24 protein-coding genes, 2 pseudogenes and 1 riboswitch are annotated in these 26,639 nt (G+C 43.2%); of the genes and pseudogenes, 15 read left to right on the plus strand and 11 right to left on the minus strand.

The annotated features are described in order from the left end of the window. Window positions 1-112: 112 nt before the first annotated feature. A complete protein-coding gene (locus L1D11_RS15250) occupies window positions 113-1,540 on the minus strand; it encodes a PLP-dependent aminotransferase family protein (protein WP_239831958.1) in 1,428 nt (475 codons plus the stop codon). 122 nt (window positions 1,541-1,662) lie between these two features. Between L1D11_RS15250 and L1D11_RS15255 the strand changes: the two genes are divergently transcribed. After that, complete coding sequence (locus tag L1D11_RS15255) at window positions 1,663-2,562, plus strand: DMT family transporter (RefSeq protein WP_239831932.1); 900 nt, start codon at window positions 1,663-1,665, stop codon at window positions 2,560-2,562. Between the two features lie 62 nt (window positions 2,563-2,624). Here L1D11_RS15255 and L1D11_RS15260 read toward each other — a convergent pair whose 3' ends face one another. Next, entirely contained in the window at window positions 2,625-3,050 is a 426-nt protein-coding gene (locus tag L1D11_RS15260; RefSeq protein ID WP_004741147.1) for a DUF3010 family protein, read from the minus strand. Window positions 3,051-3,499: 449 nt separating this feature from the next. On the opposite strand from L1D11_RS15260, the gene L1D11_RS15265 reads away from it, so the two are divergent. Then, the gene (locus L1D11_RS15265) at window positions 3,500-4,369 is read left to right on the plus strand and encodes a LysR family transcriptional regulator (RefSeq protein ID WP_239831933.1); all 870 of its coding nucleotides are present in this window, start codon (window positions 3,500-3,502) and stop codon (window positions 4,367-4,369) included. A gap of 116 nt (window positions 4,370-4,485) precedes the next feature. On the opposite strand, the gene L1D11_RS15270 is transcribed toward L1D11_RS15265, so the two are convergent. Next, complete coding sequence (locus L1D11_RS15270) at window positions 4,486-6,147, minus strand: methyl-accepting chemotaxis protein (protein ID WP_239831934.1); 1,662 nt, start codon at window positions 6,145-6,147, stop codon at window positions 4,486-4,488. 277 nt (window positions 6,148-6,424) lie between these two features. On the opposite strand from L1D11_RS15270, the gene L1D11_RS15275 reads away from it, so the two are divergent. From L1D11_RS15275 to dgcA, 5 genes are all read left to right on the plus strand, one after another. Next, the gene (locus tag L1D11_RS15275) at window positions 6,425-6,937 is read left to right on the plus strand and encodes an RNA methyltransferase (RefSeq protein ID WP_128163565.1); all 513 of its coding nucleotides are present in this window, start codon (window positions 6,425-6,427) and stop codon (window positions 6,935-6,937) included. Window positions 6,938-7,023: 86 nt separating this feature from the next. Further along, window positions 7,024-7,863 (plus strand): SGNH/GDSL hydrolase family protein, encoded by an 840-nt coding sequence (locus L1D11_RS15280; RefSeq protein WP_239831959.1) that lies wholly within the window; start codon window positions 7,024-7,026, stop codon window positions 7,861-7,863. 53 nt (window positions 7,864-7,916) lie between these two features. Next, a complete protein-coding gene (locus L1D11_RS15285; RefSeq protein WP_239831935.1) occupies window positions 7,917-8,795 on the plus strand; it encodes a LysR family transcriptional regulator in 879 nt (292 codons plus the stop codon). Between the two features lie 152 nt (window positions 8,796-8,947). Further along, window positions 8,948-9,955, plus strand: a complete 1,008-nt coding sequence (dgcN, locus tag L1D11_RS15290; RefSeq protein ID WP_239831936.1) for an N-acetyltransferase DgcN — start codon at window positions 8,948-8,950, stop codon at window positions 9,953-9,955. Window positions 9,956-10,012: 57 nt separating this feature from the next. Next, window positions 10,013-10,999, plus strand: coding sequence for an N-acetyl-D-Glu racemase DgcA (gene dgcA, locus L1D11_RS15295; protein WP_239831937.1), 987 nt, complete (start codon window positions 10,013-10,015; stop codon window positions 10,997-10,999). Window positions 11,000-11,267: 268 nt separating this feature from the next. Here dgcA and L1D11_RS15300 read toward each other — a convergent pair whose 3' ends face one another. Beyond that, window positions 11,268-12,191 (minus strand): LysR family transcriptional regulator, encoded by a 924-nt coding sequence (locus L1D11_RS15300; RefSeq protein ID WP_239831938.1) that lies wholly within the window; start codon window positions 12,189-12,191, stop codon window positions 11,268-11,270. A 149-nt stretch (window positions 12,192-12,340) separates the two neighbouring features. Between L1D11_RS15300 and L1D11_RS15305 the strand changes: the two genes are divergently transcribed. From L1D11_RS15305 to L1D11_RS15320, 4 genes are read left to right on the plus strand one after another with little or no spacing between them, the layout of a single operon-like run. Next, a complete protein-coding gene (locus L1D11_RS15305) occupies window positions 12,341-12,958 on the plus strand; it encodes a fumarylacetoacetate hydrolase family protein (protein ID WP_239831939.1) in 618 nt (205 codons plus the stop codon). Window positions 12,959-12,986: 28 nt separating this feature from the next. Beyond that, window positions 12,987-13,685 (plus strand): 2OG-Fe dioxygenase family protein, encoded by a 699-nt coding sequence (locus tag L1D11_RS15310; RefSeq protein WP_239831940.1) that lies wholly within the window; start codon window positions 12,987-12,989, stop codon window positions 13,683-13,685. 10 nt (window positions 13,686-13,695) lie between these two features. Continuing rightward, the gene (locus tag L1D11_RS15315) at window positions 13,696-14,586 is read left to right on the plus strand and encodes a hypothetical protein (protein WP_239831941.1); all 891 of its coding nucleotides are present in this window, start codon (window positions 13,696-13,698) and stop codon (window positions 14,584-14,586) included. Then, window positions 14,579-15,556, plus strand: coding sequence for a C-terminal binding protein (locus tag L1D11_RS15320; protein WP_239831942.1), 978 nt, complete (start codon window positions 14,579-14,581; stop codon window positions 15,554-15,556). The genes L1D11_RS15315 and L1D11_RS15320 overlap by 8 nt, the downstream gene beginning before the upstream one ends. Window positions 15,557-15,754: 198 nt before the next feature. Here L1D11_RS15320 and raiA read toward each other — a convergent pair whose 3' ends face one another. Both raiA and glgC read right to left on the minus strand, forming a co-directional pair. Next, complete coding sequence (raiA, locus tag L1D11_RS15325) at window positions 15,755-16,111, minus strand: ribosome-associated translation inhibitor RaiA (protein ID WP_048659022.1); 357 nt, start codon at window positions 16,109-16,111, stop codon at window positions 15,755-15,757. A 396-nt stretch (window positions 16,112-16,507) separates the two neighbouring features. Further along, window positions 16,508-17,728, minus strand: coding sequence for a glucose-1-phosphate adenylyltransferase (gene glgC, locus L1D11_RS15330; protein ID WP_239831943.1), 1,221 nt, complete (start codon window positions 17,726-17,728; stop codon window positions 16,508-16,510). Between the two features lie 398 nt (window positions 17,729-18,126). On the opposite strand from glgC, the gene ompW reads away from it, so the two are divergent. Then, window positions 18,127-18,777 (plus strand): outer membrane protein OmpW, encoded by a 651-nt coding sequence (gene ompW, locus L1D11_RS15335; protein WP_239831944.1) that lies wholly within the window; start codon window positions 18,127-18,129, stop codon window positions 18,775-18,777. Between the two features lie 195 nt (window positions 18,778-18,972). Beyond that, the gene (locus L1D11_RS15340; protein WP_239831945.1) at window positions 18,973-20,784 is read left to right on the plus strand and encodes a choice-of-anchor I family protein; all 1,812 of its coding nucleotides are present in this window, start codon (window positions 18,973-18,975) and stop codon (window positions 20,782-20,784) included. A gap of 119 nt (window positions 20,785-20,903) precedes the next feature. Here the strand turns inward: L1D11_RS15340 and L1D11_RS15345 are convergent, their stop codons facing one another. Further along, window positions 20,904-21,623, minus strand: coding sequence for an SDR family oxidoreductase (locus L1D11_RS15345; protein WP_239831946.1), 720 nt, complete (start codon window positions 21,621-21,623; stop codon window positions 20,904-20,906). A 225-nt stretch (window positions 21,624-21,848) separates the two neighbouring features. On the opposite strand from L1D11_RS15345, the gene L1D11_RS15350 reads away from it, so the two are divergent. Further along, window positions 21,849-22,754, plus strand: coding sequence for a LysR family transcriptional regulator (locus tag L1D11_RS15350; RefSeq protein ID WP_239831947.1), 906 nt, complete (start codon window positions 21,849-21,851; stop codon window positions 22,752-22,754). 57 nt (window positions 22,755-22,811) lie between these two features. On the opposite strand, the pseudogene L1D11_RS15355 reads toward L1D11_RS15350, so the two are convergent. After that, a pseudogene (locus L1D11_RS15355) lies at window positions 22,812-22,946 on the minus strand (winged helix-turn-helix transcriptional regulator); the annotation flags it as partial. A gap of 421 nt (window positions 22,947-23,367) precedes the next feature. Beyond that, window positions 23,368-24,024, minus strand: a complete 657-nt coding sequence (gene ribB, locus L1D11_RS15360; protein WP_239831948.1) for a 3,4-dihydroxy-2-butanone-4-phosphate synthase — start codon at window positions 24,022-24,024, stop codon at window positions 23,368-23,370. A 179-nt stretch (window positions 24,025-24,203) separates the two neighbouring features. Continuing rightward, a riboswitch (FMN riboswitch) is annotated at window positions 24,204-24,354 on the minus strand. A gap of 370 nt (window positions 24,355-24,724) precedes the next feature. On the opposite strand from ribB, the gene L1D11_RS15365 reads away from it, so the two are divergent. After that, entirely contained in the window at window positions 24,725-25,468 is a 744-nt protein-coding gene (locus tag L1D11_RS15365; protein WP_239831949.1) for a phosphatase PAP2 family protein, read from the plus strand. A gap of 120 nt (window positions 25,469-25,588) precedes the next feature. Here the strand turns inward: L1D11_RS15365 and L1D11_RS15370 are convergent. Further along, window positions 25,589-25,717: pseudogene (locus tag L1D11_RS15370) on the minus strand (MmcQ/YjbR family DNA-binding protein); the annotation flags it as partial. A gap of 15 nt (window positions 25,718-25,732) precedes the next feature. Beyond that, the gene (locus L1D11_RS15375) at window positions 25,733-26,458 is read right to left on the minus strand and encodes a sulfite exporter TauE/SafE family protein (RefSeq protein ID WP_239831950.1); all 726 of its coding nucleotides are present in this window, start codon (window positions 26,456-26,458) and stop codon (window positions 25,733-25,735) included. Window positions 26,459-26,639 lie beyond the last annotated feature (181 nt).

Genomic DNA, 26,639 nt, shown 5'->3' on the forward strand with positions numbered 1-26,639 from the left:
CTTGGTGAAATTAATCGCATTTAAGTAATCCAATATATGAGAATGATGAAAGCCCCACTCTGTTGAGTGGGGGCCTTGTTGTATTGGCTTGAATAGAAATCAGAAAGGTAATCTAATTGGCGTATTTAGCGATTATCTTCGCTAATGTCACAACCCCTTCTTTCCACTCTTTGCTCTCTTCAATATTAGCGACAGTGAAGCGCAAGCAGTGTTTATATTGGTCATTTGTCCCAAACACTGTACCGGGTAAAATCCCCAACTTATACTTTAAACAGTCTTGATAGACCGCGTAGCTGTCGACCGACTCAGGCAATGTTATCCAGTTTAAAAAAGAGCCTTTAGGTTTTGAGAGGTGGTAGCGTCCGACAATGTGAGGGTGGCTATCTAATGCTTGAATTAAAAGGCTTTGGAATTGCTTTTGATTGGTTTGGTAAAGCCGTTTCATTTTGGAAAGGTGACTGCGGTATTTACCTGTGGTGAGGAACTGCCCCACCGCGGATTGCATTAGGTTTGAGCTGCCCATGTTGTCACATAAAAGGTACTTTTCGACCAAAGATTGGTAGCGCCCGGACAGCAACCAACCGATTCGCAAGCGTGAGTCTAAGGTTTTAGACAGTGAGTTGACGTAGATGACTCTATCTTGATCATCAAGCTCTTTGAGACTCGCGATTGGTGTATCGAATGCCAAGCTACCGAACACATCGTCTTCGATAATTGGTAAAGATCCGGTGATCTCCAGTAACGCCTTTCGATTAGCCAATGGCATCCGTGAGCCGGTTGGATTGGTAAAGTTTGGCGTCAGAAGTAGAGTCTTCACTTCCCATTTGTCTAACGTACTCTGTAGTGATGGAATATCGATTCCGTGGCTCACACTGCTTGGTATTTCTAGGGCTTGCAAACCAAGTGATTCGAGTAAAAGTAAATTGCCGAAGTAACACGGTGACTCTACGGCCACGATGTCACCCGGTTTGGTGAGTGCACGTAAAGCTAAACTGATCGCCTGTTGAGCTCCATGAGTAATCGCAATCTCTTTCGATCCCGCAGGCACACCAAGATCATGGGTGATCTTTAACAATTGCTTTACTAACTGCTCGTCTCCAGGAGGCAGTTGGTAATAACCGGGAAGCTGAGTTTGCAAACGGCTATGCCGACCGATTTCGGCGTACAAGCTACGAATCGCAGGGTTGTTGATGTTCGGGTGTGCTGAGCCTGCCAATAACTTCAGACGACCTTTTGGACGAGAGAGTACAGACTTGGTGACCGACAACAGGTCAACTTTTTGAGGTTGGTTTGGCGAATCCCAGTTGGTGGTGTTGGGTGCTTTCACGCGATAGCCAGATTTAGGTACTGAGTAAACCCAGCCTGTCGCTTCCAGTTCTTGGTAAGCTCGAATCACGGTATTTTTACTCACGCCAAGCTGTTCGCTTAATTGACGAATTGAGGGAAGGCGATCGTCTGGATGAAAGAGTCCTTTATCGATCTGAGCCTTAATATGTTGTTCGGTCGCAAGGTATTTGTTGCCGCTGACTTCTGCTTCCACGCTATTCTCACATTTCATGATTGCTAATCTGTAACCATTTAAACTGTTGCATCTGTATCTTTATTAGTTATCTGTACCCAACTAAGGTAACAGCATTGATGAAGAGTGACCAGAGGTTTGTAATGCTGATTAAAATGATTCCGTTTGTGTTTGTAATATTGTGGTCGTCAGGCTTTGTTGGCGCACGTCTTGGTGTGGAATACGCCGAACCCGCAACATTACTTTCACTGAGGATGGTAGCCAACGTGGCGCTGTTCTTGGTTTTGATTGCAATCCTTAAGCGTCGTATCCCTCGTGGTCGAGCATTCTTCCACGCTTGTGTGGTTGGCATCTTTATTCATGGTTTCTACCTTGGTGGCACTTATCTAGCAATTGATATGGGTATGCCTGCCGGGTTAAGTTCTTTACTTGTTGGCTTACAACCGATTATCACCGCATTAATTATGATCAGCTGTACTTCGCAGCGTTTTAATTTCGCACAATGGCTGGGCTTAGCGCTTGGTTTTGCGGGTATTAGTTTGGTGTTGATGGGCAATATTGAATGGCAGTCAGACGATCAAAAAGGATTGGCAACATTATTGTGTTTGGTTTCTTTAGTGGGTATTACCTGTGGCACTCTGTATCAGAAGCGCTTCTGTCAGGGGGCCGATATGGTCGGCGGTGCGATGGTCCAATATTTGGCTTCTGCTGCTCTGTTTCTACCGTTCGCAATGCGCTACGAAACGATGCAAGTGAACTGGACTGTAGAATTCACGTTGACTCTAATCTGGCTGGTGGTCGTTCTGTCTTGTGTTGCCATCCTATTATTGTTGTACATGGTGGAGCACGGTGCGTCTTCAAGTGTGGCATCTGTGTTCTATCTCGTTCCGCCGACTACTGCAATTCAAGCTTGGTTGATTTTTGGTGAGTCATTCGATGTCTATGGTGCAATGGGCTTTGCGTTGTCATCCACTGCGGTTTATCTGGTAGTGAAGAAGCCTGAATTGGTTAGGTTCCGAAGACAAGCGGCTTTAAACCGTTAAAAACAAAAAAGAGCCTAATATTCAGGCTCTTTCTCTATCAATAACTTTCTAGCGGCTTTGGATTAGCGCTTCATCAGGCAAGCGTAAGCCGTTGTAAACGGTGCTTCTTGGTATTGCTTAAGGCCTGTCTCTTTGAACTTCATCATTAGAGGGTTGCGCTTTAGGCTCTCTTTGATGTCAGCCGGAGAAACAACTTCAACGTTTAGACCGTCGATCAGTTGGATCGCTGCTTCTAGTTTGAAACCGAAGCCACCGCCAGCAAATTTTCCTTTAGTTTGGCGTTGGCGAATCACTACTTTTTCTACTTGGTAATCTTCCATTAACTTTGCAAAAGAGAATTGAAAGTCTTTCATATTCTGTGTGTCGTTAGCGTCGCTGATAGAAACCTTAGAAACTCGGCAATCAGGGATGTTAAATACACCATCTGACAGAGAAAGAAGACAGATGACTGCATCGTTACCTTTGATTTCAACACCACAAATTTTCATGTTCTTACCTACTTATTTTAGAGCCCTATATTATGGTGTTATTTCTGATACTTCTCCAGTCTTTGCGTGTATCCGTCGTAAATAAGTCTGAATTAGAGAATATCTTAGCGGCGAAAAGTTACCCTTTGACTAATTCATCAAGATACAGATGAGCGATATCGTTTGCTATGGTCTTTTCATTAGAAACTGAAAAGCCCGTATTCAATGAGTACGGGCTTTCTTTTTAGATACATGATCTGTTGCTGACCGTGTGCTGCCAGTGATTCGAGTTTTCAACTTAACAACAGTTGATAGGATTAATGTTAGGACCAAAACGAACTTATGTAAGAAGTTAGTCCAATAGGCATCGTGAACCGAGAGTTATGCACAAAGCATATCAAGCAAGGTGACAGAAATCGGTAACTTCAATACACTGCATGGGTATCCACAGTTCAGTACAAGGTAAAGGCATGGCCAATTGGGAAGGGGTAAGTGAGTTTGTTGCAGTCTCAGAGCGTGAGAGTTTCACTGGTGCTGCGCAGAAGCTTGCTACATCGGTTGCTCAAATCAGTCGCAGAGTAGCAAACCTCGAGGAACGTCTCGCGGTAAAACTGCTCAATCGAACGACTCGAAAGGTTTCGCTAACAGAAGCAGGACAGCTCTATTATCAGCAGTGTAAGCTGTTGGTTGAGGGTTTAGAAATTGCGGAATTGGCGGTAACACAAATGCAATCGACACCGAAAGGATTGCTAAAAGTAACGGCTCCTGTCACCTATGGGGAGCGCCAACTAGCACCAATACTCCACCAATTTTTAAAGCTCCACCCCCAAGTAGAACTAGAGTTAATGCTGACCAACCAAAAGCTCGATTTGATCGACTCTGGTGTCGATGTCGCGATCCGTCTTGGTCGATTGGAAGATTCTAGCCTGGTGGCAAAGAAGCTTTCTCAACGACAGCTCTACGTATGTGCAAGCCCGGAATACATTGAACGTTACGGCGAACCACACACACTCTCTGAGCTGAGTAACCATCAGTGTTTAGTTGGTGGCTTTGAGCACTGGCGTTTTAAGGAAAATGGTCGTCCTCGCTCGGTTCGCGTCAATGGACGTATCAAGTGTAATAGTGGTTTGGCTTTGCTAGATGCGGCCAAGCAAAGTATCGGTTTAGTGCAATTACCAGAATATTATGTGAGTGAAGATCTAGACTCTGGAGAGTTGGTTGAAGTGTTATCTGATTACCGTGATGACAAAGAGGGTATCTGGGCACTTTATCCACAGAACCGTAACTTATCTTCTAAGGTACGCCTGCTGGTGGACTTCCTTTCTGAGCAATTAGATTAGTTTATGACCTAAAGGCATCACCGATAAAAATACGGGCTTCAGAATAGAGATTCTGAAGCTCGATTACTTTTAGAGAGGATAGTTTTGAACGTTGAGTAGTGTTCACCTGTTCGACATTAGACTGTGAAGCGACCCACCAAGTGGTAAAGCTCATTGGCGCGGTTGTTGAGGTTTTGGCTACCATCGCGGTTTTGATTGGCTAGCGATGCCGATTGAGAGCTTTGATCTGATATCACGACAATACGTTGAGATATTTCTTGGCCGACAATGTTTTGTTGTTCGGTTGCTGTCGCAATCAGCGAGTTCATATCCATGATGGTATCGATTGACTCTTGGATCTTTGCCAGTGCAGCCGCGGCAGCGTTCGCTTCTTCGACAGTTTGAGCACTTCTATTTTGACTTGAATCCATCGCTTTCACAGCGGCATCCGAAGCGGCTTTTAGCTGCTCAATCATCTTATGAATGTCGCCGGTGCTTTCTTGAGTTCGGCTTGCAAGCTTGCGAACTTCATCCGCAACGACAGCGAAGCCTCGGCCCTGCTCACCTGCGCGAGCGGCTTCAATGGCAGCATTCAGTGCAAGTAGATTGGTTTGTTCGGCAATGTCTTGAATGACCGCGAGTGAAGAGGATATGTTCTGTACATCGTCTTCTAAACGAGATACGACAGCGTTAGCTTCTGATACCTCACTAGCTAAACCAGCTACTGAATCAGCAGCAGCGTTTACAATTTGCTGAGCTTCTTTGGCCTTACCTTCTGCGAGTTTGGCTGAATCCGCGGCTTGGCTAGCGTTGCTTGATATCTCCTGAGCCGTTGTTGTCATCTCTGTCATAGCGGTAGCGACTTGTTCAGTTTCTTCCCGTTGCCCTGTAGCGAGTTCATCAACTTGAGCTGCGCGAGAAGACATGCTAGATGTTTCAGACACAACTTGCTGACCTACCTCGCTGACACTGCGAATGATGGTTTGAAGGCTTGCCACAAAGGCATTGAAGTTCTCGCTGAGTTTAGTGAACTCTGGCGCTTTGAATGTTTCCATTCGGGCGGTCAAATCGGCTTTGCCACTCGCGAATGCGTTGATTGAACGATCAAACTGCTCGAGCGGTTGCATGATGGTGCGGTTGACTGCAACTGCAAACACAGCGACCACCAGGGCTATCAAACCACAGAAAATAGCGATGGCCTTCAATGAGCTTTGTAGTGCAGCATTTGAGCTCTCTTTCATCTCTGCGATTATTGCATCGATGTCGTCAGTATAGAAACCAGTGCCAAGCATCAAGTCCCACTGGGGAACGAATATCGAGTAGCTCAGTTTCGGTAGGGCTTCGGATTGGCCAAGTTTTGGAAAGTAGTAGGTGGTGAATTCACCAAGCTTTGAGTTCTTGATCAAGTCACGAATTAGGTAGTTACCTTTTTTGTCTTGCAGGTCGTAATAGTTTTTACCAATACCATCGTTGTTTTGCCCAAATACGACTCGAACACCTTTAGAGTCGTAACCAAAAATATAACCAGACTCTCCATATTCTAGCGTTTTTAATGTCGGTAATGCTTCTTTTAGCGTGGACCCATTTTCTAAGAAAGGGGTTATCGAAGACTTAGCCATTTGTAGGTACGCTTTGAGTTCCTTTTCTTTCATCGCCATCATATTGCTTCGCGTCGATTCTACTTGTTCTGCGGTTAGCTCAGTGCTCTTCATATAAGTCACACTCATCATGCTAATTGCCATTAGTAGCAAAGGAATAAAAGAGAGAATATAAAGGCGGTTTTTGATGGTGAGGGTCATTGGCACTTCCTATGTGATTGATTATCTTGTTCAATTTCAACACTTTATTAATGTGATTTCGAAATGTAAACGGACTTGTTGTTGAATTGTTACCCTAAAACCTTTTTATTTAATTAATATGATGACAGTTAGGTTTTTGAAGTGATAAGCCTTGTAACTAGGGACTTAATGGTTAAAAGAGCCGTTTGTTCCGATGCTTTTGAATTCGACGTTGCTTTGTTAGAATGCGGCGCTTTGTAGCACCCAGCTATGTCTATTCGTTAAGTGAGAAAGATTCATGAACAAAAGCCATGTGACTATTGGTTTAACTAACCCGAAGAGCCCGACAAACGTAGGTGCTGTTATGCGAGCGGCTGGTTGTTATCAGGTCGACGAAGTTAAATATACAGGGCAACGCTACGAAAAAGCCGCTAAGTTTCACACCGATACCAAGAGTGCAACGCGCACAATTCCACTGACTGGTGTCGAGTCGTTTTTAGATAACCTTGATCCTGAAACCAAGATTGTTTGTGTGGAACTTGCAGAAGGTGCTACGCCACTGCCACGTTTTAAACACCCAGAAAATGCGATTTATATTTTCGGCCCAGAAGATGGCTCTATTACTCAAGACGTTGCCGATAGAGCAGATCACGTGGTGTACGTGCCGACAGTTGGTTGCATGAATCTAGCTGCAACCGTGAATGTGCTGCTTTATGATCGCCTAGCTAAGTCAGATGAAATGGACGAGAGCAACGAGCTGATTAAGAAAAGTCGCGATAACCGTAACCATCTCGTAATCAAAGAAAAATAAATCTCTTCTTCTAGTGTTATCTATCCTGCCTTTTATCGGATATTATCTTGAATCATCATCAGATAATTGAAGGGTTAGATAACACCATGGAAGACAAGCAATTACTTGCCGCGTTACAGCAACACCCTGTCCTCGATCTCTATCAGCTATTTCAAGACGTTGGTAAAAACCACTCTTTGTACACATTACTAGAGAGGTTATCTTCCCTTAAAGAACACCATCAGTTGAGCACTCGTCTTAGCCCTTTAAAGCCACATATCCAAGGGATGCTAGCTCAATTTGATGACACAACGCCAGATAGCGAGATTCTAAACGCTGTCGCCATCCAATCTGAGATCCAACAGCGTGGTCATAGTATGAGTCGTTACATCATGACTTCTGACAATCATCGCCATTTTTCACCTCAAGCCGATCTTGTGATGTTTGGCGATTCGATTACTGAGTGGGCGCCATGGGCTGATATTTTCCGTGATGTATCTATGGTCAACCGTGGCCTAGCCGGAGATACGACGACGGGTATGTTGCGCCGTATTGATACCACGCTGAACGTAAAGCCAAAGCTCGTGTGCTTTATGGCCGGGATAAACGACCTTTCTCAAGGCTACGATGTTGACCATATCTATCAGAACTACATCAATATGCTTAAGGTGTGGCAAGAGAATGATATTCAAATCTTGGTGCAATCGACGCTTTATGTTGGCGCAAAATTGCAAGGCTTGAATCTTTCTGTAGAGTTGCTCAATAGCAAAATCAGCGAGTACTGTGCTCAACAAGGTATCGCGTTTTTGGATGTGAATGGCGTGTTGTCACCAAGCAAGCTACTGTCAAATGAATACTCGTGTGATGACTTACATTTGAATGCCAAAGCCTATCAGGCTTGGGCTGAGGTGCTTCAACCTAGAATTGAAGCGCTATTAAGAGTGTAACTCTCTAATGGAACGTATTTAGAGTACCGCGAATAAGCAATAAGGACATCGATTTGAACCTAAGACAGCTGGAAGTCTTTTACGCCATTATGCAGACTGGAACTGTATCTGGAGCTGCACGTAGTTTACATGTATCTCAGCCAAACGTGACTCGTATTTTGGCTCACACCGAACAACAGCTTGGGTTTGGCTTATTTGAGCGTGTCAAAGGCAAACTGGTGCCAACAGTTGAAGCGAAAACTTTGTTGCCAGAAGCGGAGAAGGTCTACCAACAACTGGGGCAATTCCGTTCTTTAACTAACAAAGTGAAGCAAGGCCATCAGCATTTTCGGATTGGTGCGCCACCGATACTGGCGACTAAGTTGCTGACACCGGTGATCGCCCAAATGTCTCGCGAGCAAGAGCTTTCTTTGGAATTGCTGACTGCCAATCGCGACGAACTGTGTTCAGGGTTATTGAAGCATGAGCTTGATATTGCTATCGCATTTGGAGATGAAGCACCGCCAGCGATATTGTCAGAAACGCTATTAACTAAATCCCTTCAGGTTCTGGTTCCATCTAACACCGTAGAGCATCTACCGACAGAGTTAACCCTTGATGACTTAATCAATTATCCATTGCCAATCATCGGGCTTGATAGTCGTGATCCACTGGGTTTGCTGCTCCATCAAAGCTTGATTGCACGCGATGAGCATTATCACCACCCCATATCGGTACGCGGATACAGCGCTGCGGCGGAGCTGGTTAAGCACCAAGCGGGTTTTGCGATTGTCGATCCGTGGACGGCAGAACAGTATAAAAATGATGATGCCGTTTGTGTGTTGTCACTACAGCCTGAGATTCCGTTCTCAGTATCAACTTTGTATGCCGAGCACACGCCGCAGTCGATTGTTGCCAAGCAGTTCATTACAGCACTGAAAGGTTCTTGTTAATGAACGACTAACTTTATCTATCACCTAATATTTCTCGCCCAATTTACAACCTATAACATCATGTTATAGGCGCGCCATGAATTGGTATTCGGCAAGACTCAGCTTCTTAATTAGAGTAAATCCATACAAGGACTTATTAATTAGGAATGCTCATGTCTATCGCTCAACCTTACCTTCTTTTTCTTGGGGATGTTACTGACCTATTGGCTGCAAAAACCGCTCGTGGTATTCATCAGTGGCGCCCTGAAATCTGCCTCGGCCAATTACGCTTAACAGAAGAGACAGTTTCTCTTGGTTTGACGGATATGACCTTGCAAGAGGCACAAGCGCAGGGAGCGAAAACGTTAGTTATTGGTACTGCCAATCCGGGCGGCGTGATCCCTGAGTCATGGCAACCAATCATACTGGCAGCTGCAGAAATGGGATTTGAGATTGCATCGGGTATGCACCAGCGCTTGAGTGAATTTTCACCGCTTGCTGACATGCAGCAGCGAGGATTGACTAAGCTTCATGATGTACGCCATTTTGATGGTGTTCTAAACGTGGGTAATGGCAAGCCTCGCAAAGGTAAGCGCCTGCTCACTGTCGGAACTGATTGCTCGGTAGGCAAGATGTTTTCTGCACTGGCGATAGACAAATCGCTAAAAGAGGCGGGAACGTCGGCTCAGTTCAAAGCGACTGGGCAGACTGGCATCTTGATCGAAGGCAGCGGTATTTCGATTGATGCAGTGGTGGCAGATTTCATCTCTGGCGCAGTTGAAGCGATTAGCCCTGATTTTACTGACCACGAATGGGACATAATTGAAGGGCAGGGTTCTTTGTTCAATCCTTCTTTTGCAGGCGTGAGTTTTGGGCTATTGCATGGTGCGCAAGCTGATGCTTTAGTGTTATGTCATGAAGTAGGGCGACCACATATTCGTAACCTACCGCACGTCAAATTGCCAACAATAGAGCAAACTATTGATGCAAATTTACAAGCCGCACGATTAACAAATTCAGATGTGAAGCTAGTGGGTATCTGCCTGAACACATCTGCGATTAGCATTGAAGAGGCTGAAACATTGTGCCAAGAATGGAACGAGGCCTATCAAGTGCCAGTGACGGATCCAGTGCGATTTGGTGTACAACCTATTACTGATCATTTTCGACATTCACTTTAACGATTTCATCATTTCTACGTTTCCATTTGTTAAAGCGAACATCAACCGAGTGAATATATGAAGATTACAGCAGAACCAATTACTATCGCGATGCAAACGCCTTTTCGCATCTCTCGAGGCAGCCGAACAGAGTGTCATGTTGTTCGCGTTTACATTGAGCACAATGGTAAACAAGCGAAAGGTGAGTGTACTCCTTACCCACGTTATGGTGAGTCATCCGAATCTGTATTGGCGCAAATTCAACAAGCCTCGAGCTGTCTTGAAACGGCCTTTGAACGTGGTATGACTGAGCCAGCTGAATTAAGAGATTATCTTCAGTCTTTATTGACTGGAGGGGCTGCTCGTAATGCTGTCGATTGTGCGCTTTGGGATTTTGAAGCGCAGCAAAACGCGCAGATGTTCCCAAATAGTATGTTTGAGTTACCTACTCAAATAGTTACGGCAATGACGGTCTCGATTGGCACACCAGAAGCGATGGCAACACAAGCTCGTGATTATGTGGCGAATGGTGCAAAACTCTTAAAAGTGAAGCTAGATGGCGAGCAAGTGGTAGAGCGAGTGAGTGCAGTCCGAGGCGCCGCGCCTGGAGTCAAAATTGTACTTGATGCCAATGAAGCTTGGACAGGGCTGAATCTCGAGGAGCTGTTCAATCAATTGGCTGAGTTTGATATCGCGATGATAGAACAGCCTCTGCCGCAACAGCATGATGCCTCGTTGGCACACATCAAGCATCCAATCCCATTGTGTGCTGATGAAAGTTGCCACACCACGTCGCAGCTTTCATCGCTATTGGGCAAGTATGAAATGGTTAACATCAAGCTTGATAAAACCGGTGGTCTGACAGAGGCGTTAGCACTTGCCGAAGAAGCGCAAAGGCTTGGCTTTACTCTTATGTCGGGCTGTATGCTTGGCACTTCATTGGCAGTGCGTGCAGCGCTGCCAATCGCTGTGCAATCAGAAATTGTCGATCTCGATGGACCTGCATTACTTGGTCAAGACGTATCGCCAGCACTAATTTATCGAGATGGCATGATTATTATTTAAATTCGTTGAGTCTCGGTTAGTAGATGGACATGCCGCAAATGAAATTGCATAAGTCAAAGCTTGTGCAATTTTTTGTTTGTATCAACAGACCTTAACAGACACCAGTTTTGAGTTCGTTTATTATCGAGTTTTGATGAACGTGAGAAAAGCACGTTAACTAAATGGCAGTTACACAGCATATGTTACAGTCTTGTTTTTTGCCTTTAATACTGATAAAAAGTAAAAGTTTCCATCTCCGCCCTTATTGTTTATCAATAATAGACCCAAGTCAGAAATCACTACACGATATCATTCTTTCTTTTAGGAAGTTTACAAACACTTTTAGTTGTTTGGGGACAAACTTTGATTGGATATATTGAGCTACCACAAATTGTTGCTTGCTGGCCCCAACTCGCCATTCACCTAAGATTGGAACAATTGCACCGGATTTAATGTACTCTTGCACCGAAAAATCAGGAAACATGGAGATTCCCATACCTTCTAACACCGCCTCACGCCTAATTTCACTGTGATTTACTGAAAAGTTACCATCGACCTGAATAGACTCTGAACAAACCCCATTAGAGAAATGCCATACTCTATCGGAAAGTTTTTCCGTTAAACATATACAGTTATGATTATGTATATCTGTCGGTGACTTCGGTGTGCCATGCCTTTCTATATAGTCAGGGCTAGCACATAGAACATTATTTCGACTGCCAAGCGTCGTTGCTACCAAACCTTCAACCGGTAAGCTAGTGATATGAATTACAAGATCAATTTCTTCATTTATAGGGTCGATGTATTCTTCAGCAATGGTAAGTTGCAATTGTATATTTGGGTATTTTTTCATAAAAGCAAGAATGATTGGTGTCAAAACTTGCTTTGATAACGCTTTAGGCGCCGCCACCTTTAATCTACCAGTATACTCGGAAGATCGTGCTTTAGCAGCTGACACAGCCTCTTTAGCATTGTTTAGCATTTCGCAGCACATGCGAAACACCTCTTCTCCATCCGTACTTAATTTCACTTGCCGGGTCGAACGATTCAATAATTTGATTTCTAGAGCGTTTTCTAACCGTGTGACAGATCTGCTGATTGATGAGGGAGAAACTCCAAGCTTCACGGCGGTCTTAGAAAAACTACCTAACTCAACAACGTTCACGAATATTCCCATTTCTGAGAGTAGGGGCAAAAGTCGATTTGTGTCCATAGTGCAAAAGTCCTTTGCGATTACTCATCTTGTCCTCGCTAAATTACTCATAGATACTTACTAAGTCAAAGGGTTAGACGTATTCTAGTCAAAAAGTATCTTGCTAGGCATAACTTATTATTGCCTAGATTTATGAGTCAGAGGGAATAATGAACAAAATAATTTGTGTAGGAAGGAACTATAGAGAACATGCTAAAGAGCTTAATAACCCCATACCTGAAACCCCCATATTGTTCATCAAACCCACTTCATGCATATCCAGTTTTGAAGAGATTGGAGCAACTCTTTGTCGCTATGAAGAAATCAGCTATGAGCTTGAACTAGCAATCCAAATTGATCAAATAGAAAGTGAAAGCAGCCTATCGATATCTGGTTTAGGGCTAGGTCTAGACTTAACAAGAAGATCGCTGCAAAGCCTCCTTAAATCAAAGGGACATCCCTGGGAACGCTCAAAATCATTTCGAGGTTCCTGCCCAATTACAAACTTTATCGACTACAAGTGTCCTGTTAGTTCTTTTGATCAACTCGACATTGAGTTTACGTTAGCTATTAATGATGAGATCAAACAGGTAGGACATATCAATCAAATGATATTCCCTGTTGCACAAATCGTTGAAGACTCGCACCGAGAATTTGGTATTGATTCTGGTGACATCCTTATGACAGGAACACCATCAGGTGTTGGTCTGCTACGCAAAGGGGATCACGTTATTGCTACGCTACTCAAAGACCAAAACATAATAATTAAAAAAGAACTCACAATTTAGAAGACAACCCAAGGCTAGGTTTAGATCCATGCATCAGGAAATTAAAACAAACGATTTAGTATCAAATGGGTACATGATCATTGAAGGCAATCACGTGCCAAATGAAGTAAAAGATACTCAGGTAGCAAAATATTGGGATGATCTCCCATTAGATACGTACATGGGCGATGGTGGCACATACAGAGAAAGGAGATTTGGCTGCTTTGAGTATTGCTTTAACTCCAAAAACCTCAAAAAAATCACGCGAAACTATTTCTATCAGTCAAAAGACATAAACCCGTTAAATGGGGGGGGGAATAGACAATTTGAGGATGTTTGTGACGAATTCTCGTGTAGTGGGTTCTTGAAAGGACTTGTTGACTATTGTTTGGATTTTATCCCTTTAAACCAATATGAAGGTAAAAAGTTAGTTATCAACACACATCTCTTTAGAGTTATTACTGATGGAAATCAACTAGGTTTACCTACCCCAGAAGGCATTCATAGAGATGGTCATCATTTCGTATCTCAACACCTGATACAGCGAAAGAACATTAATGGTGGTATTTCAGGGATTTATACCCCTGAGGAAAAAAGTCCTCTGATACATAAACTACTTAATAATTCGTTCGATACCATCATTGTAGATGATAACCGAGTAAAACACGATGTCTCTCCTATCTTCTGCAATTCGCCACACGAGCGCGGCGTCAGAGATATGTTGATAATTGATTACAAATTTATATAAGAGGCTGGTTATGAATGAGATTTTTAAACAATCGCTTCAAGTATCTTTCGTGATCGCAAAGCTTGTCATTCCATTTTCTATATTGAGTGAGATATTACAGTTCTATGGAGTCATCGAATATACGAGCTTCATATTTGAACCCATAGCGCAGTTACTTAATCTTAGGCATGAAGTCGCTATCGCCTTTGCCGCCAGCTTCTTCTTGAATATTTATGCTGGTATTGCTGTTGCAGCCGGACTTTCACTCACTCCTTACGAATGGACTATCGTAGGGACATTTATAGCAATATGCCATTCCATACCAATGGAATCTGCAGTGTTAAAAAAGGTAGGTTTTCCAGTTAATGTACATTGGCTATCACGCTTAGTACTAGGGATAGTAGGAGCTTGGTTTGCTTCATTAATCACACCAGAGACGCTTACTGGTGGTGTGTTTACTCAAGAACTAATGTCAGCTCAATATAACGGCTTTATTGATTTATTTAAAAACGCAGTTATTAACGCAGCGATTCTATGTGTAAAGATTTGTGTGCTTGTTTCAGCTCTAATATGCATGTTCGAATTAATCAAAAGGTCTAAAACCTACAATGCATACCTTAAAAAACACACCTACATGTCAAGTCTCCTCGTGGGCGGTTTACTTGGAGTGACCTACGGAGCGGGCATTTTATTGAAAGACATGAACACTGTGAAGAATGAGCACAAAGTATACTTACTAACATTCTTGATGCTTGCTCACGGTCTGATCGAGGAAACATTAATATTTTTAATGTTTGGTTCAGATGTAATGGTGATATTCGCAATTCGAATGTTTATAGCCTTAACAGCGGTATTAAGCGTATGGTTATTCAAAACTTGGAAATACAATAATAAGCAAACAGAGGGAATGATAAATGACTAAGGTATTCATTACAGACAGGATCACGGATCCGACGATTGAGAGAGAGATTTTAGGTGACCACCTTACATCGTCTATCGAAAGAAATGTGGAAGTATTGTTGGTATGGCACCAGGTAGTTGATGAAAGTTTCCTAAATGATTTTCCAAACCTTAAAGTTATTATTCGTTACGGTGTAGGTTTCGACAAAATCGACTTAAATGCATGTAATTCCAGAGGCATCACGGTATGTAACAACCCGGACTATTGTACTGAAGAGGTGGCAGATACAGCCATAGCAATGATCGTCAACTCTACTCGTATGGTAACTAGATATAATGCAGTTGCTCCATTTTATTCATCAGGGTGGCAAGAAAATGTTATCCCGGAAATAAAGCGCACATCGTCACAAACTGTTGGTATTATCGGGATGGGGCGAATCGGTAACCTTACATTAAGCAAATGCAAAGCTCTAGGTTATCAAACCCAGTTTTATGACCCATATATCACTGAAGGCACAGAAAAAGTTTTTGGTACCTCTAAATGTTCATCTCTTGAAGAACTATTGGAAACTAGTGATATTGTAAGCCTTCATTGTCCTTTGGATGAATCCACCCAAGGAATAGTAGATTCGAACTTTATTAGTAAGATGAAAACTGGTGCTTCGCTGGTTAACACTGCACGAGGAGGGTTAGTATCAGATATTGATATCTTTTACTCCGCTTTAGAATCTAAAAGCCTGAGTTCTGTCGCTCTAGATGTATTGCCACAAGAGCCACCCCAAAACGGTAAGTTGATAGATGCATGGAAAAGTAATGAAACGTGGTTAGCAGGTAGGTTACTAATCAACCCCCATGCAGCTTACAATTCTATTGAATCTCAACTCGAGCAGCGAAAAAATGCTGCTAAGAATGCGTTAAGAGCAATACAGGGGCTACCTTTGAACTCGGTGGTTTCTGATGTAGCGCTTCTTAAAGTTCAACCTAGAACCTAAGTTTGCAGTTGGTTATACGGATGTTAAAAAAGAATAATTGCCGACATGTAGTCCTTGAATTTATCTAGAACCAAAGTACTGTCAAAGGTCACTTGTTAGAAGTGCTTTGCTTTTAGATCGAAAAAGCCAGCAACGAGTGCTGGCTTTGGAACTCTTAATAAGCTTGTATTAGTTATTTTGCTTCAACTACTTATCGAGTTATACCAATTTCATCTCTTGGATGATGTCCGAAGCGATTTCTGGCTTCGTACTTGTTGGCTTCTCGTGTAGGTCGGCTTTCAATTGCCCCTTACGGTTACTTAGGCCTGCTTCAAGTTTCTTGAGTGCTGAAGCGATGGCTGGATACATAACGTCATCTGTAGCTTTTGCGTTTACACGTACACCTTCGTAGTTGGTGAACACTTCAACCTGATGTTGGCTGTGCTCTTTTGTAATGATGATGTCGCAGCTAATCAGTGATGGAAAATGATTTGATATCTTCTCGAATTTACCTTCGATGTCTTTACGTGAGTCGTCGTTAATTGATACATGATGTGTTTGAACGTTTATTTTCATAAATCATACCTTTCCAATGACTGTGTCATTTAAACGTAGCAAACATCGGATAGATTCACCAACAGAGAAAGTACACATGTGTGATTAACTTCAGTGTTATCAAATAATCTCCCGTTACTCCCTTGAAAGTCCGATTCACTGAACGCATATTATGTTTCGTGAATTTCAAACGTGTTTACCCCCTCATCTTTGAAGTATTACTCTAAGCCTCCTATGGGACTTAGACTTTATCGCCTCAACCAAACATTCTTACGAATTCTTATTCTAGTCTGCTTTTATAAATCCCTTTCAAAACGGGATAAATTGAGGTTTTGGTCAAGGTTATTTCCAATGATAATAAGACAGCGAATTCGCTGCCTTTTTTCGTTTAAAGAAAAGCTATACTCATGTCAAAGATTAACCTTCAAATTGGTAAGAAGAGGGCACCACAATTACGCCTTGTTTTGATACGTGGAAGCGTTTCGCATCCGCAAGGCTATCAATGCCGATTTGGGTTCCATCTGGCACTTTAACGTGCTTATCGATGATACAGTTTTGTATGCGGCAATTTTTTCCAATCTCAACATCTTCAAATAGAATACTATCAATCACAATCGCGGCATTGCTGACTTTCACTTTCGGGAAGAAGATAGAGTTTTGCGCAGAGCCTCCCTCTATCACTACACCATTAGCAATCATCGAGTTAATGAATATCCCTTGATTTCCCTCTACCGAAGCAATAGTGCGTGCTGGTGGTAGTTGGGGTTCGTAGGTGCGAATTGCCCAATCTGGTTGATACAAATCGATTGGCGAAGTTGGCTTTAACAAATCCATGTTCGATTGGTAATAAGAGTCGATGGTACCCACGTCTCTCCAATAGGCATCTTGAGTTACACGCCCCTCTTCATCACCAAACTTGTACGCGTAAACACTGTTGTTCTCCACTAACTTAGGAATGATGTCTTTACCAAAATCATGGCTCGAATCTAGGTCTTCTGCGTCTGCCAATAATGCCTGTGTCAGTAGGTCTTTATCAAAGATGTAAATCCCCATAGAAGCCATACTTCGTGTTGGCCTACCGGGTACGCTCGTGGGGTAACGCGGTTTTTCGGTAAAGTTATTAATCTGGTGAGACTCGTCTATCTCCATCACACCAAACTCTTTGGCCTCATCAATCGAAACCTCCATACAGGCTACCGTTAAGTCGGCTTTATTCTGCTTATGTTGCTTGAGGATTGGTGCGTAATCCATGCGATAGATGTGGTCGCCCGATAACACCACCACATGCTTGGCTTCACTGCGCGACAATAAATATAAATTTTGATAAATCGCGTCAGCAGTGCCGCTATACCAACTGTCACCCGTGCGCATCTGTGGGGGAACATTGGTGATGTATTCGCCTAGCTCGGGGTTAAGCACCGACCAACCATCACGTAAGTGTTTTTGCAAAGAGTGAGACTTGTACTGAGTTAGCACTAGAATTTGGCGAAGCCCAGAGTGCAGGCAGTTTGCTAGCGTGAAATCGATGATTCGATATTTGCCACCAAAAGGAACCGCAGGTTTTGCGCGGTTATCAGTGAGGGGTGAAAGCCGAGAGCCAACACCGCCGGCCAGAACGATTGTTAGAGTGTCTTGCATAGTCAGAACCTCAATGTATTTATGATTATGTTAATGGTCCTGCAAGCACTAAGCCAAATGTAACCCATTGAATATTAAGAGAGGTGACGATGAGTCCTGTGAGATTGCACCATATTGATGCATTTAGAATCTTGACTTGCTCTATTTTGATTCAGACTGGTTAGGACAAGTCTATGAGGTTGGATTAAACAAAATGACGCACGGGAAAGTTGCATTACAAAGCTGTCAATAAAATGAAGGAATAAAGTGATCGGGTCGATATAAATTTACATAAATTGTCACAACCTTTCACAAATTGATTTCCATCAATAAAGTAGGGTTATTCTGTGATAACTTGCACGCAAAATAAGAAATGATTACTCATTCACCAATAAAATGAAGCCCTCAAGGAAATAATAATGAAAAAAACAGTATGTGGTATCGCGGTTATTGCGGCTCTTATGTCAACGAATGTTCTTGCTCATAAAGAAGGTGATTTCATCATCCGTGCAGGTGCAGCAATGGTATCTCCAAACGACAGCAGTGGTGACGTACTAAACTCACCAGGTTCCGAGCTATCTGTAGATTCAAATACTCAACTTGGACTAACATTTGGCTACATGTTTTCCGATAACATTAGTTTAGAAATTCTTGCAGCAACACCATTTTCACATACTGTATCTACTGACTTATCTGGATTAGGTGATATTGCTGATGTTAAACACCTGCCACCAACGTTGATGGTTCAGTACTACTTTGGTAAAGCAAACAGTGACATTCGCCCTTATGTAGGTGCAGGTATTAACTACACGTTCTTCTTTGATGAAAAATTTAACGGAACTGGTAAAGACGCTCAACTACGTGATTTGTCTCTTGATGACTCTTGGGGACTTGCAGCAAATATTGGCGTGGATTACATGATCAATGGAGATTGGTTCCTAAATGCATCTGTTTGGTATGCGGATATAGATACAACAGCAAAGTATAAAGATACGGCAGGTAACCAATACTCAACAGACGTTGATATCGACCCATGGGTATTCATGATCGGTGGCGGTTACAACTTCTAATCCATCCATTCAGTTTACTAAAGGCGCTCAAGCACCAGTCAGCTTGGGTGCTTTTTTATTGTTAATGAATTCGCCACCATAACGCTTTGTTGTTATGGGTGAAGTAGACCTATTGTCATCATCTATTATTAATAAAACAGAAAGATAGCTGTCATGACCGCCTCATAAAATCGCGATTCAAATTATGGAGGATATATGAATCGCAAAATCAATAAGCTGACTTTATTACTACCTATCGCAGTGAGTTCTGCTCTGGCTGGGTGTTCTCAGTCAACATCATCTACGGCTAATACATTATCTCAAACCTCACTTGATGCTTTGAGCCATCAATGCCAATCCAGCCAACAGCCAATCGCAAGTGATGCTGAGGTTACCGGGCTAACTCTGGTTGGCCGTTCCATTGCCGACGCTCCCTTCGCAACTTCCGCAGCAGAAATTGTCAGCTACGATTCATGTACCGATAAATTGTATGTCGTAAATGCTCAAGCAAAGAAAGTTGACGTGCTATCGATGAATGCCGATAGCTCGCCAAACTCGGAAGGCTCTATTGATCTTCAATCTGCCGCTTTAGCTTCTGGTATCAATATCGGAGCGGCAAATAGCATCTCGACACATCAAGGATTAGTTGCTGTCGCGATTGAAAACGCCAACAAACAACAAAATGGCATTATTGCTCTGTATCGCTCAGATACTTTAGAGCTAATCACCACGTACACGACGGGCGCACTACCAGACATGGTGAGCTTTTCTAAAGACGGTCGTTATATTGCTTCAGCAAATGAAGGTGAACCGAATTCGGACTATACCATTGACCCTGAAGGTTCAGTGACGCTAGTTGATTTAGCCAATGGTCCTTTACGAGCTAAAGTAAATCAGATTGATTTTAAGGCATTTAATCAAGGTCAGCCTCGCCATGCAGAGTTGACCGACAAGGTTCGAATCTCAGATCCGAATGCGACCGTTGCTCAAGACCTAGAGCCTGAATACCTAACGTTTGCTGAAAACGGCAAACTCTACGTTGCCTTGCAAGAGAACAACGCACTAGCAGCGATTGATGTCGCAACTGCAGAGGTGGATGCGGTTCTTGGTTTAGGCGGTAAACCTTGGGATAGCGAGCAATTGGATGCGTCGAATAAAGACAAAAATATCGGCAATCTACAAAGCTATGCGATGTTAGAAGGGCTTTACATGCCAGACAGCATTACTAGCTACAGTGTCGATGGCAATACCTACATCGTAACGGCGAACGAAGGTGACGGCCGCGAGTATGGCATCAAGACGACGCAAAAAGTATGTGATGATAAGGGTTTCGAGTGGGATGGCGATGACTATCAAGGCACCGAAAGCTACACCACAGAGAAAGACTTTTGTATCGCTTATGTTGATGAAGTGCGTGGCAAAAAGTTAGATGTTGATGCTAGCCACCCATTGGCTGGTGCATTGAAGAACAATAAGCAACTTGCACGTCTTAAAGTGATTAAGCCACAAGGCACGCTTGCTGCTGACCAAAAGGTTCAAGCATTCGGTAGCCGCTCTTTCTCTATCTGGAATGAGTCAGGTGAATTAGTGTTTGATAGCGGAGATGATTTCGCTCGAATCGTTCTTGATCAAGATCCTGCAAACTTCAACAGCACCAATGATAACAATCAAAGTGGTGACGATCGCAGCGATGATAAAGGGGAAGAACCTGAGGCTATAGAAGTGGCTGAGATTAACGGTAAGCACTATGCCTTTATCGGCCTTGAACGCCAAGGTGGCATCATGGTTTACGACGTAACGCAGCCTAAGAGTGCAAGCTTCATCAGTTATCTCAATAATCGTGACTTTACTCAGCCAGTGTGCACTAAGGTTGATGAAGACGGCGATTGTGAAAACGATACTTACAACTCGAAATCGGGTGACCTAGGCCCAGAGTCAATCAAGCATTTCACTCGCTCCGGTAACCACTTTATTGCGGTTGGCAACGAAGTGAGTGGTAGCACATCAGTTTACCGCGTTGAGTTTTAATCACATTTACTGCTTGTAACTAGACTCAATCAAAACAAAAGCGCCATGACTTGTTAAGTCGGGGCGCTTTTTTAGTTCATATCTTGTTTCATCGCTTGTTTAGTAGCGACAGCAAAGACCTATGGCTGTTGCTTAGTTGGTGCTAGAGCGATTTCACGGATACATACGTTTTGTGGCTGTTGGTAAGCGAACGATACTGCGCGAGCAATGTCGTCAGCTGACAACACACCGCCCATGTCTTCTTTCCAAGAATCGTAACCGTCTTTGATCTCTTGAGATGTTGTGTGAGACAGTAGTTCAGTCTCAACAGCACCCGGTGCGATAGTAGTAACACGAACATTTGAAGCGGCAACTTCTTCACGAACGTTTTCAGAAATAGCGTGTACAGCGAACTTAGTACCACAGTAAGCTGCGTGGTTCGGGAATGTTTTCTTACCCGCGATTGAGCTGATGTTGATGATAGTACCTGTGTTGCGTTCCATCATTGGAGCAAGTACAGACTGCATGCCGTTTAGAAGGCCGATTACGTTTACATCGAACATTGTCTTCCATTCTTGAGCGTCTTGAGTATCGATTTGACCAAGAAGCATTGCACCAGCGTTATTGATAAGCGCATCTACAGGGCCGAATTTCTCTTCACCTTGTGCGATAGCTGCATCAAAAGATGCTTTGTCTGTTACATCTACTTTCACAGATAGTGAGTTTGGTAGGTTAAGAGCTTCAAGGCGATCAATACGACGAGCTAGAAGTAGCAGAGGGTGACCTTCATCGCTAAGACGACGAGCGATTGCTTCACCAATACCAGAGCTTGCACCTGTAATTACGATTAGTTTTTTCATTTTATTTCCTCTGTACTTTTATTGCGTCGGTTGGCTACGACGTACTGTTTAAGTGCATTCGAATCAAGTGCTTGTTGCCTTGCTTCGTTGCGATGGAGGTATATTAAGGAAAATAGAATTGTTGATATATAGAGCTTTACTTGAAACACTGTTGCTGTGGTGCAACAATAAAGATGTTCACCTTATTGCTTCATCTCTTTTAATTTCACAAGTAAGTTGGCGGCTATGCTCAATCAAATTAACCTGTCTGATATTCGTTCCTTCGTGCTTATTGCTCGATTGGGCAACTTTACTAAAGCCGCTGAAGAGCTCGATGTGTCACGCTCCCATGTATCACGCCAGGTGAGTAGCCTAGAAAAGCAGATGGGTGTAACGCTGTTTATCCGCACTACTCGAACCTTGAGGCTGACTCACGCAGGGCAAGATCTGTACACGAGATGTGAACAAGCCTTAGATAATATAGACCAAGCCTTGATTGCTGCGGTTGATGATGTCGAAGAGGTACGCGGTGACATCAAAGTCAACTGTGTTGGCGGTTATTTAGGTGAAGTGATCATTGCTGATCTGGTCAATGAGTTTATGCAGCTCTATCCCGATATCAGCATAAGCCTTGATTTCAGTAGTAACCGAGTCGACTTGATTGAAGACGCTTTCGATATCGCTTTTCGTATGGGGAGCCTTGAAGATGCGGGCTTTGTTGCGAGGAAGCTATTGGACATAGAGATGGGAACACTCGCGAGCCCTGAGTATTTTGCTCGCAAAGGAAAGCCTAACCACCCAAAAGAGTTGATCCATCACGACTGCTTAACCGGCTCGGTGCGTAAATGGAGTTTTCAAGCGCTTGATGACACCAAGAAAACACTCGATGTGCATGTGACGGGTAGGCTGCAATGTAAAAATGGCCGAGTGTTGGTGCAAGGTGCGAAGTCGGGTAATGGGATTATTCGTGTACCTACGATCTATTGCTTACAAGAACTGAATGATGGGCAATTAGTACAGGTGTTTGATGACTGGGTGGTACCTAAAGTGGACTTTTCAGCGATCTACCATCGAGACCGCTATCAACCAAGCCGGATTAGAACCTTTATTGATTTTGTGAAAAGTCGCTTTGAGCAAATGCCAGTGAGCTAAGTATGTTTGCTGTCTTTACTATCTTCCATTTTTGGTAGTAGTTGGGCTGGCTTGAACTTACATTTCGTCGATTTCGTTTTGTAGGCTTTCTAGCTGATCCAGAATCAGTAAGAACCTCTCGCCAAATGGAGTGACTTGGTATACCACTCTTGGTGGCAGTTCGTTGAACATTTGCTTATCTAGAATCCCGAAGATAAACCCACTGAAATAACTACAAACATATTCAACCTCCAATACCTGAATACCTATTTAGTGGTAGTGCAGACACTGTGCCAGAATTAACAATTTATATATTTCAATGTCTTATGGTGCTGCGCTGTTCTTGGATGATCAAAGTTGGTGCATAACTTCACCATTCGAGTGAATGTTTCTCATAACTTGCAGGACTTTTTGAGAGGTTACGCTTTACTAAAGATAGGTTGGGGAGGTTTCGGTAAATAGAGACACTTTGGCGATCCATTTCTGGCTCGTTTCAAGCTATGGAAATTAAAAAGGCCTCAACCCTTATATGCTTTTAACTATAAAAAGCAGTAAGAGTAAGGCCTTCAATATTCATTTTTGAGTTTCGTTATCTTATGTGCTAAGTGCTTAGCATTAGAGATTAAACTACATGTTAAGCAAGCTTAAGGTCGAACTCAGTGCGGTACATCACCATGTCTTCAATGGTCAGTACTGGCATGTTGTGAAGTTTGCCGAAAGCCACGATCTCTGGCGCTTTTGCCATTGTGCCATCTGGGTTAGTGACTTCACACAATACACCAGCTGGTTGAAGACCTGCCATTTGCATTAGGTCCACGGTACCTTCTGTGTGACCGCGGCGAGCTAGTACACCACCTTTGCGAGCACGTAATGGGAATACGTGACCAGGGCGAGCAAGGTCAGTAGGTTTAGCTGTTGGGTTTGCAGCTGCTTTGATCGTAGTTACACGGTCAGCGGCAGAAACGCCTGTTGTTACGCCAACTTTCGCTTCAATAGTCACAGTAAACGCAGTTTGGTTTGCGCTGTTGTTATCGACAACCATAGGTGGAAGGTCAAGTTGGTTAGCTTGCTCATCAGTTAGGCAAAGACACACGATACCACTGCATTCACGGATCATAAGTGCCATTTGAGCATTAGTTAGGTGTTCTACTGAGTAGATGATGTCGCCTTCGTTCTCACGATCTTCATCGTCAAGTAAAAGTACGCCACGACCTTCGCGCAGAGCTTGCAGTGCGTTTTCAACACGAGTGATTGGTTCGCCAAATTCGGCAAGTAGTGAAGACTGATTCATGGTTAAACTCCTAAAATATCACCAGAATCAGGGCTGTATGAGGGATCTCAACGAGCACGACAAAACCAACTCATTACAAGTCGGTTCATCATGGTTTTATCCAAAACGAAATGCACACGTCTGAGTTGGAGGCATGAACCCAATAAACAGGTACGCCTTTCCAACTTAAACGAGTGTGTTTCCATTCTCTCTCATCCGGACTATAACCGTCGGCTCTGGCATCTCACCAGATCTGCTGACCTCGACGAATCGAGCGCTCGCGGGCTTATCTTTAGATTTTACTAAGGACATACCGCCGGTGGGGAATTTCGCCCCGCCCTGAGAATAAAAATTAATAATCTGTTTTGCTATGAAAGCAGGCAGATGGTAATCCTTTCAATACTGGATTTAAAGGACTGACAGCAAAGTTTTTTAGATTCAGCGCTTTTAAACCGGTAAGTGTTCACTTTGTCAGCAGAACGCAGGCAGAGGGCTTTATTATGGGCTAGCTTGGTTCCCGCCATTTGCTGTTGGAATGTAAAATAAGGGTGTTGCTGCTGATAGGTTGCAGTACGGTGTTTCACTTAACCAATAATAAAGGGACTCGAATAAGTGAAGTTTATTGCGCTATGACGTCTTACTGACCGTTTTTACATAAAATTGATATTAGCGGTGTTAAGCTACGGTAGCATCCGACCACTTTATCCAAAAGATCTTAGCCATGACTTCTCTGTTCTCTAACAAATCCAAAGGCTTACTGCTGCTCGTTTTAAGCTTGTATTCTCTCGTTCCCTTTTTGATCTTTGGATCTCATTTCGACCTTGGAAGTGCCGTATTGCCTTTCTATGGTGCTGTGATGACATTCGTGACTTATTCAGCGGGTAATCAAGGGTTCCTAATCACACTCGCGGTTCTCTCTTTATTGGTGCTGACATTAAAGTTCTCAAAAGCAAAGTTAGTGAGTCTTTGTTTGCAGATCGGTGTTTTATTGGTGTTAAGTTTTGCTGCGAAGACATTTCTTAAATCATCAACGGAGAGTCCACGCCCATATACTGAGTACTTGGTTACCCAAGAAGTGGTTGATATGCCGGAGTTGTTTTATGAATTGCCACTAGAAGAAAAGAACGTTGCCATTGAGTCAGTCGAAGGTAAGGTCAGCGAATGGCGAACGCGTCATTGGCTTGGCGAAACTGACTATTCATTTCCATCAGGACACATGATTTTCGTTGGTGTTTGCTTAGCATTCTTTGGCGGGTTGTTCTTAGAAGCGAAGCGTTTTTACCTTGTAGGTGGCATGTTAGCGTGGGCTGGTGGTGTGGCGTATAGCCGCGTTTGGCTTGGCATGCACCGTCCTGAAGACATAGCGGCGTCTATTGCTTTTGCTAGTTTAATTTATCTATTGGTGCCAGTGTTATCAACGGAAAAAATAGAGCCCTTATTGACCAGATTTCTGAGAATTGAGTAATTTTTTACGAATAGCTTAGCTCACAAAATAAATTAATTCTCGTTCAATAAGCGGAAGATCTGGCTATTGATTGAGTCCGAGTTCTGCTTATTTCCTTTTTGTTAGTCCCAGAAAGACGATTCAGTGAGATTCAGTGAGGTAGTATTTCAATGCCTCATTCCTTTCTGGTGTGCGCTCGAACAGCTGAATTCACTTCATTCCACGCGAAGCAAAATAAGGAACTGGTTTATAGCCTTGTGCTTCTTCCCGTCTTTATCCAAATAACTAGCCGGCTAAGCCCTGCCAAATTGCAGTAAATCCACTGATAGAACAAAGCAGTAAAGAACCGATGCGTATCTTCTCTTTAGGGAGACTTTGTGTCGTCATCAAGGCCGCTTTATAACCCAGCCAAGCTGCAGGCAGCAAAGGTATGGTAATAATCAAATGGTGCATCGTGAAGAAGCCAATTGGGATCTGCACAACCAATGAAATGATCGAGCTAAACACGAAAAAGGCAGACAGGTTGCCACGAAGCTGGTTGGCATCTTGATGCTGCAGTAGTAGCGCCATCGGTGGGCCACCAATACCAGAACTGGTACCAAAGAATCCAGAGAAGAACCCCGCAATACCCATTTTAATTGGGGTTGGTTTGAGTCTAAATGGTAGTAGGCTAACAATCACGGCAAATACCACTAATAAGCCTAACCATAATGATAATACGCTCGTTGAAACCATCACCAACAGAGTACCGCCTGCCAGTGACCCCGGAATACGTCCTAACAATGCAATTTTTAACCCGCCAATAGATATGTTTGCTCGATATTTAAAAGCGTTGAATAACGAGATAAATAGGCCAATTAAACAGATAGGCGCAGGTACATATTCTGGAGAGACCAAAAACAGAAATGGGGCAGCAACAATAGCCAAACCAAAGCCGATTGCGGTTTGCACAAACGAGCCGATAAAAATGAGTCCCATTGCGATAAGGACAGTCTGATCTATGTATTCCATAAGCATGCGGATGAGTTTTAAATGAGCGAGTGGGAACTATAAATTAAAACGAAAAGGATAGTCTTATTATTCCGTGAGGTTTATTCAAGTATCGACCGTTTTAACTGATGAAATAACAACTAACAAAAAAGCGAATGAGTATATCATCTGAATGCCTTATTTCAATACGTACTCGCTTTAT

Source organism: Vibrio sp. Isolate32, from assembly GCF_022397955.1.
Lineage (GTDB): Bacteria > Pseudomonadota > Gammaproteobacteria > Enterobacterales > Vibrionaceae > Vibrio.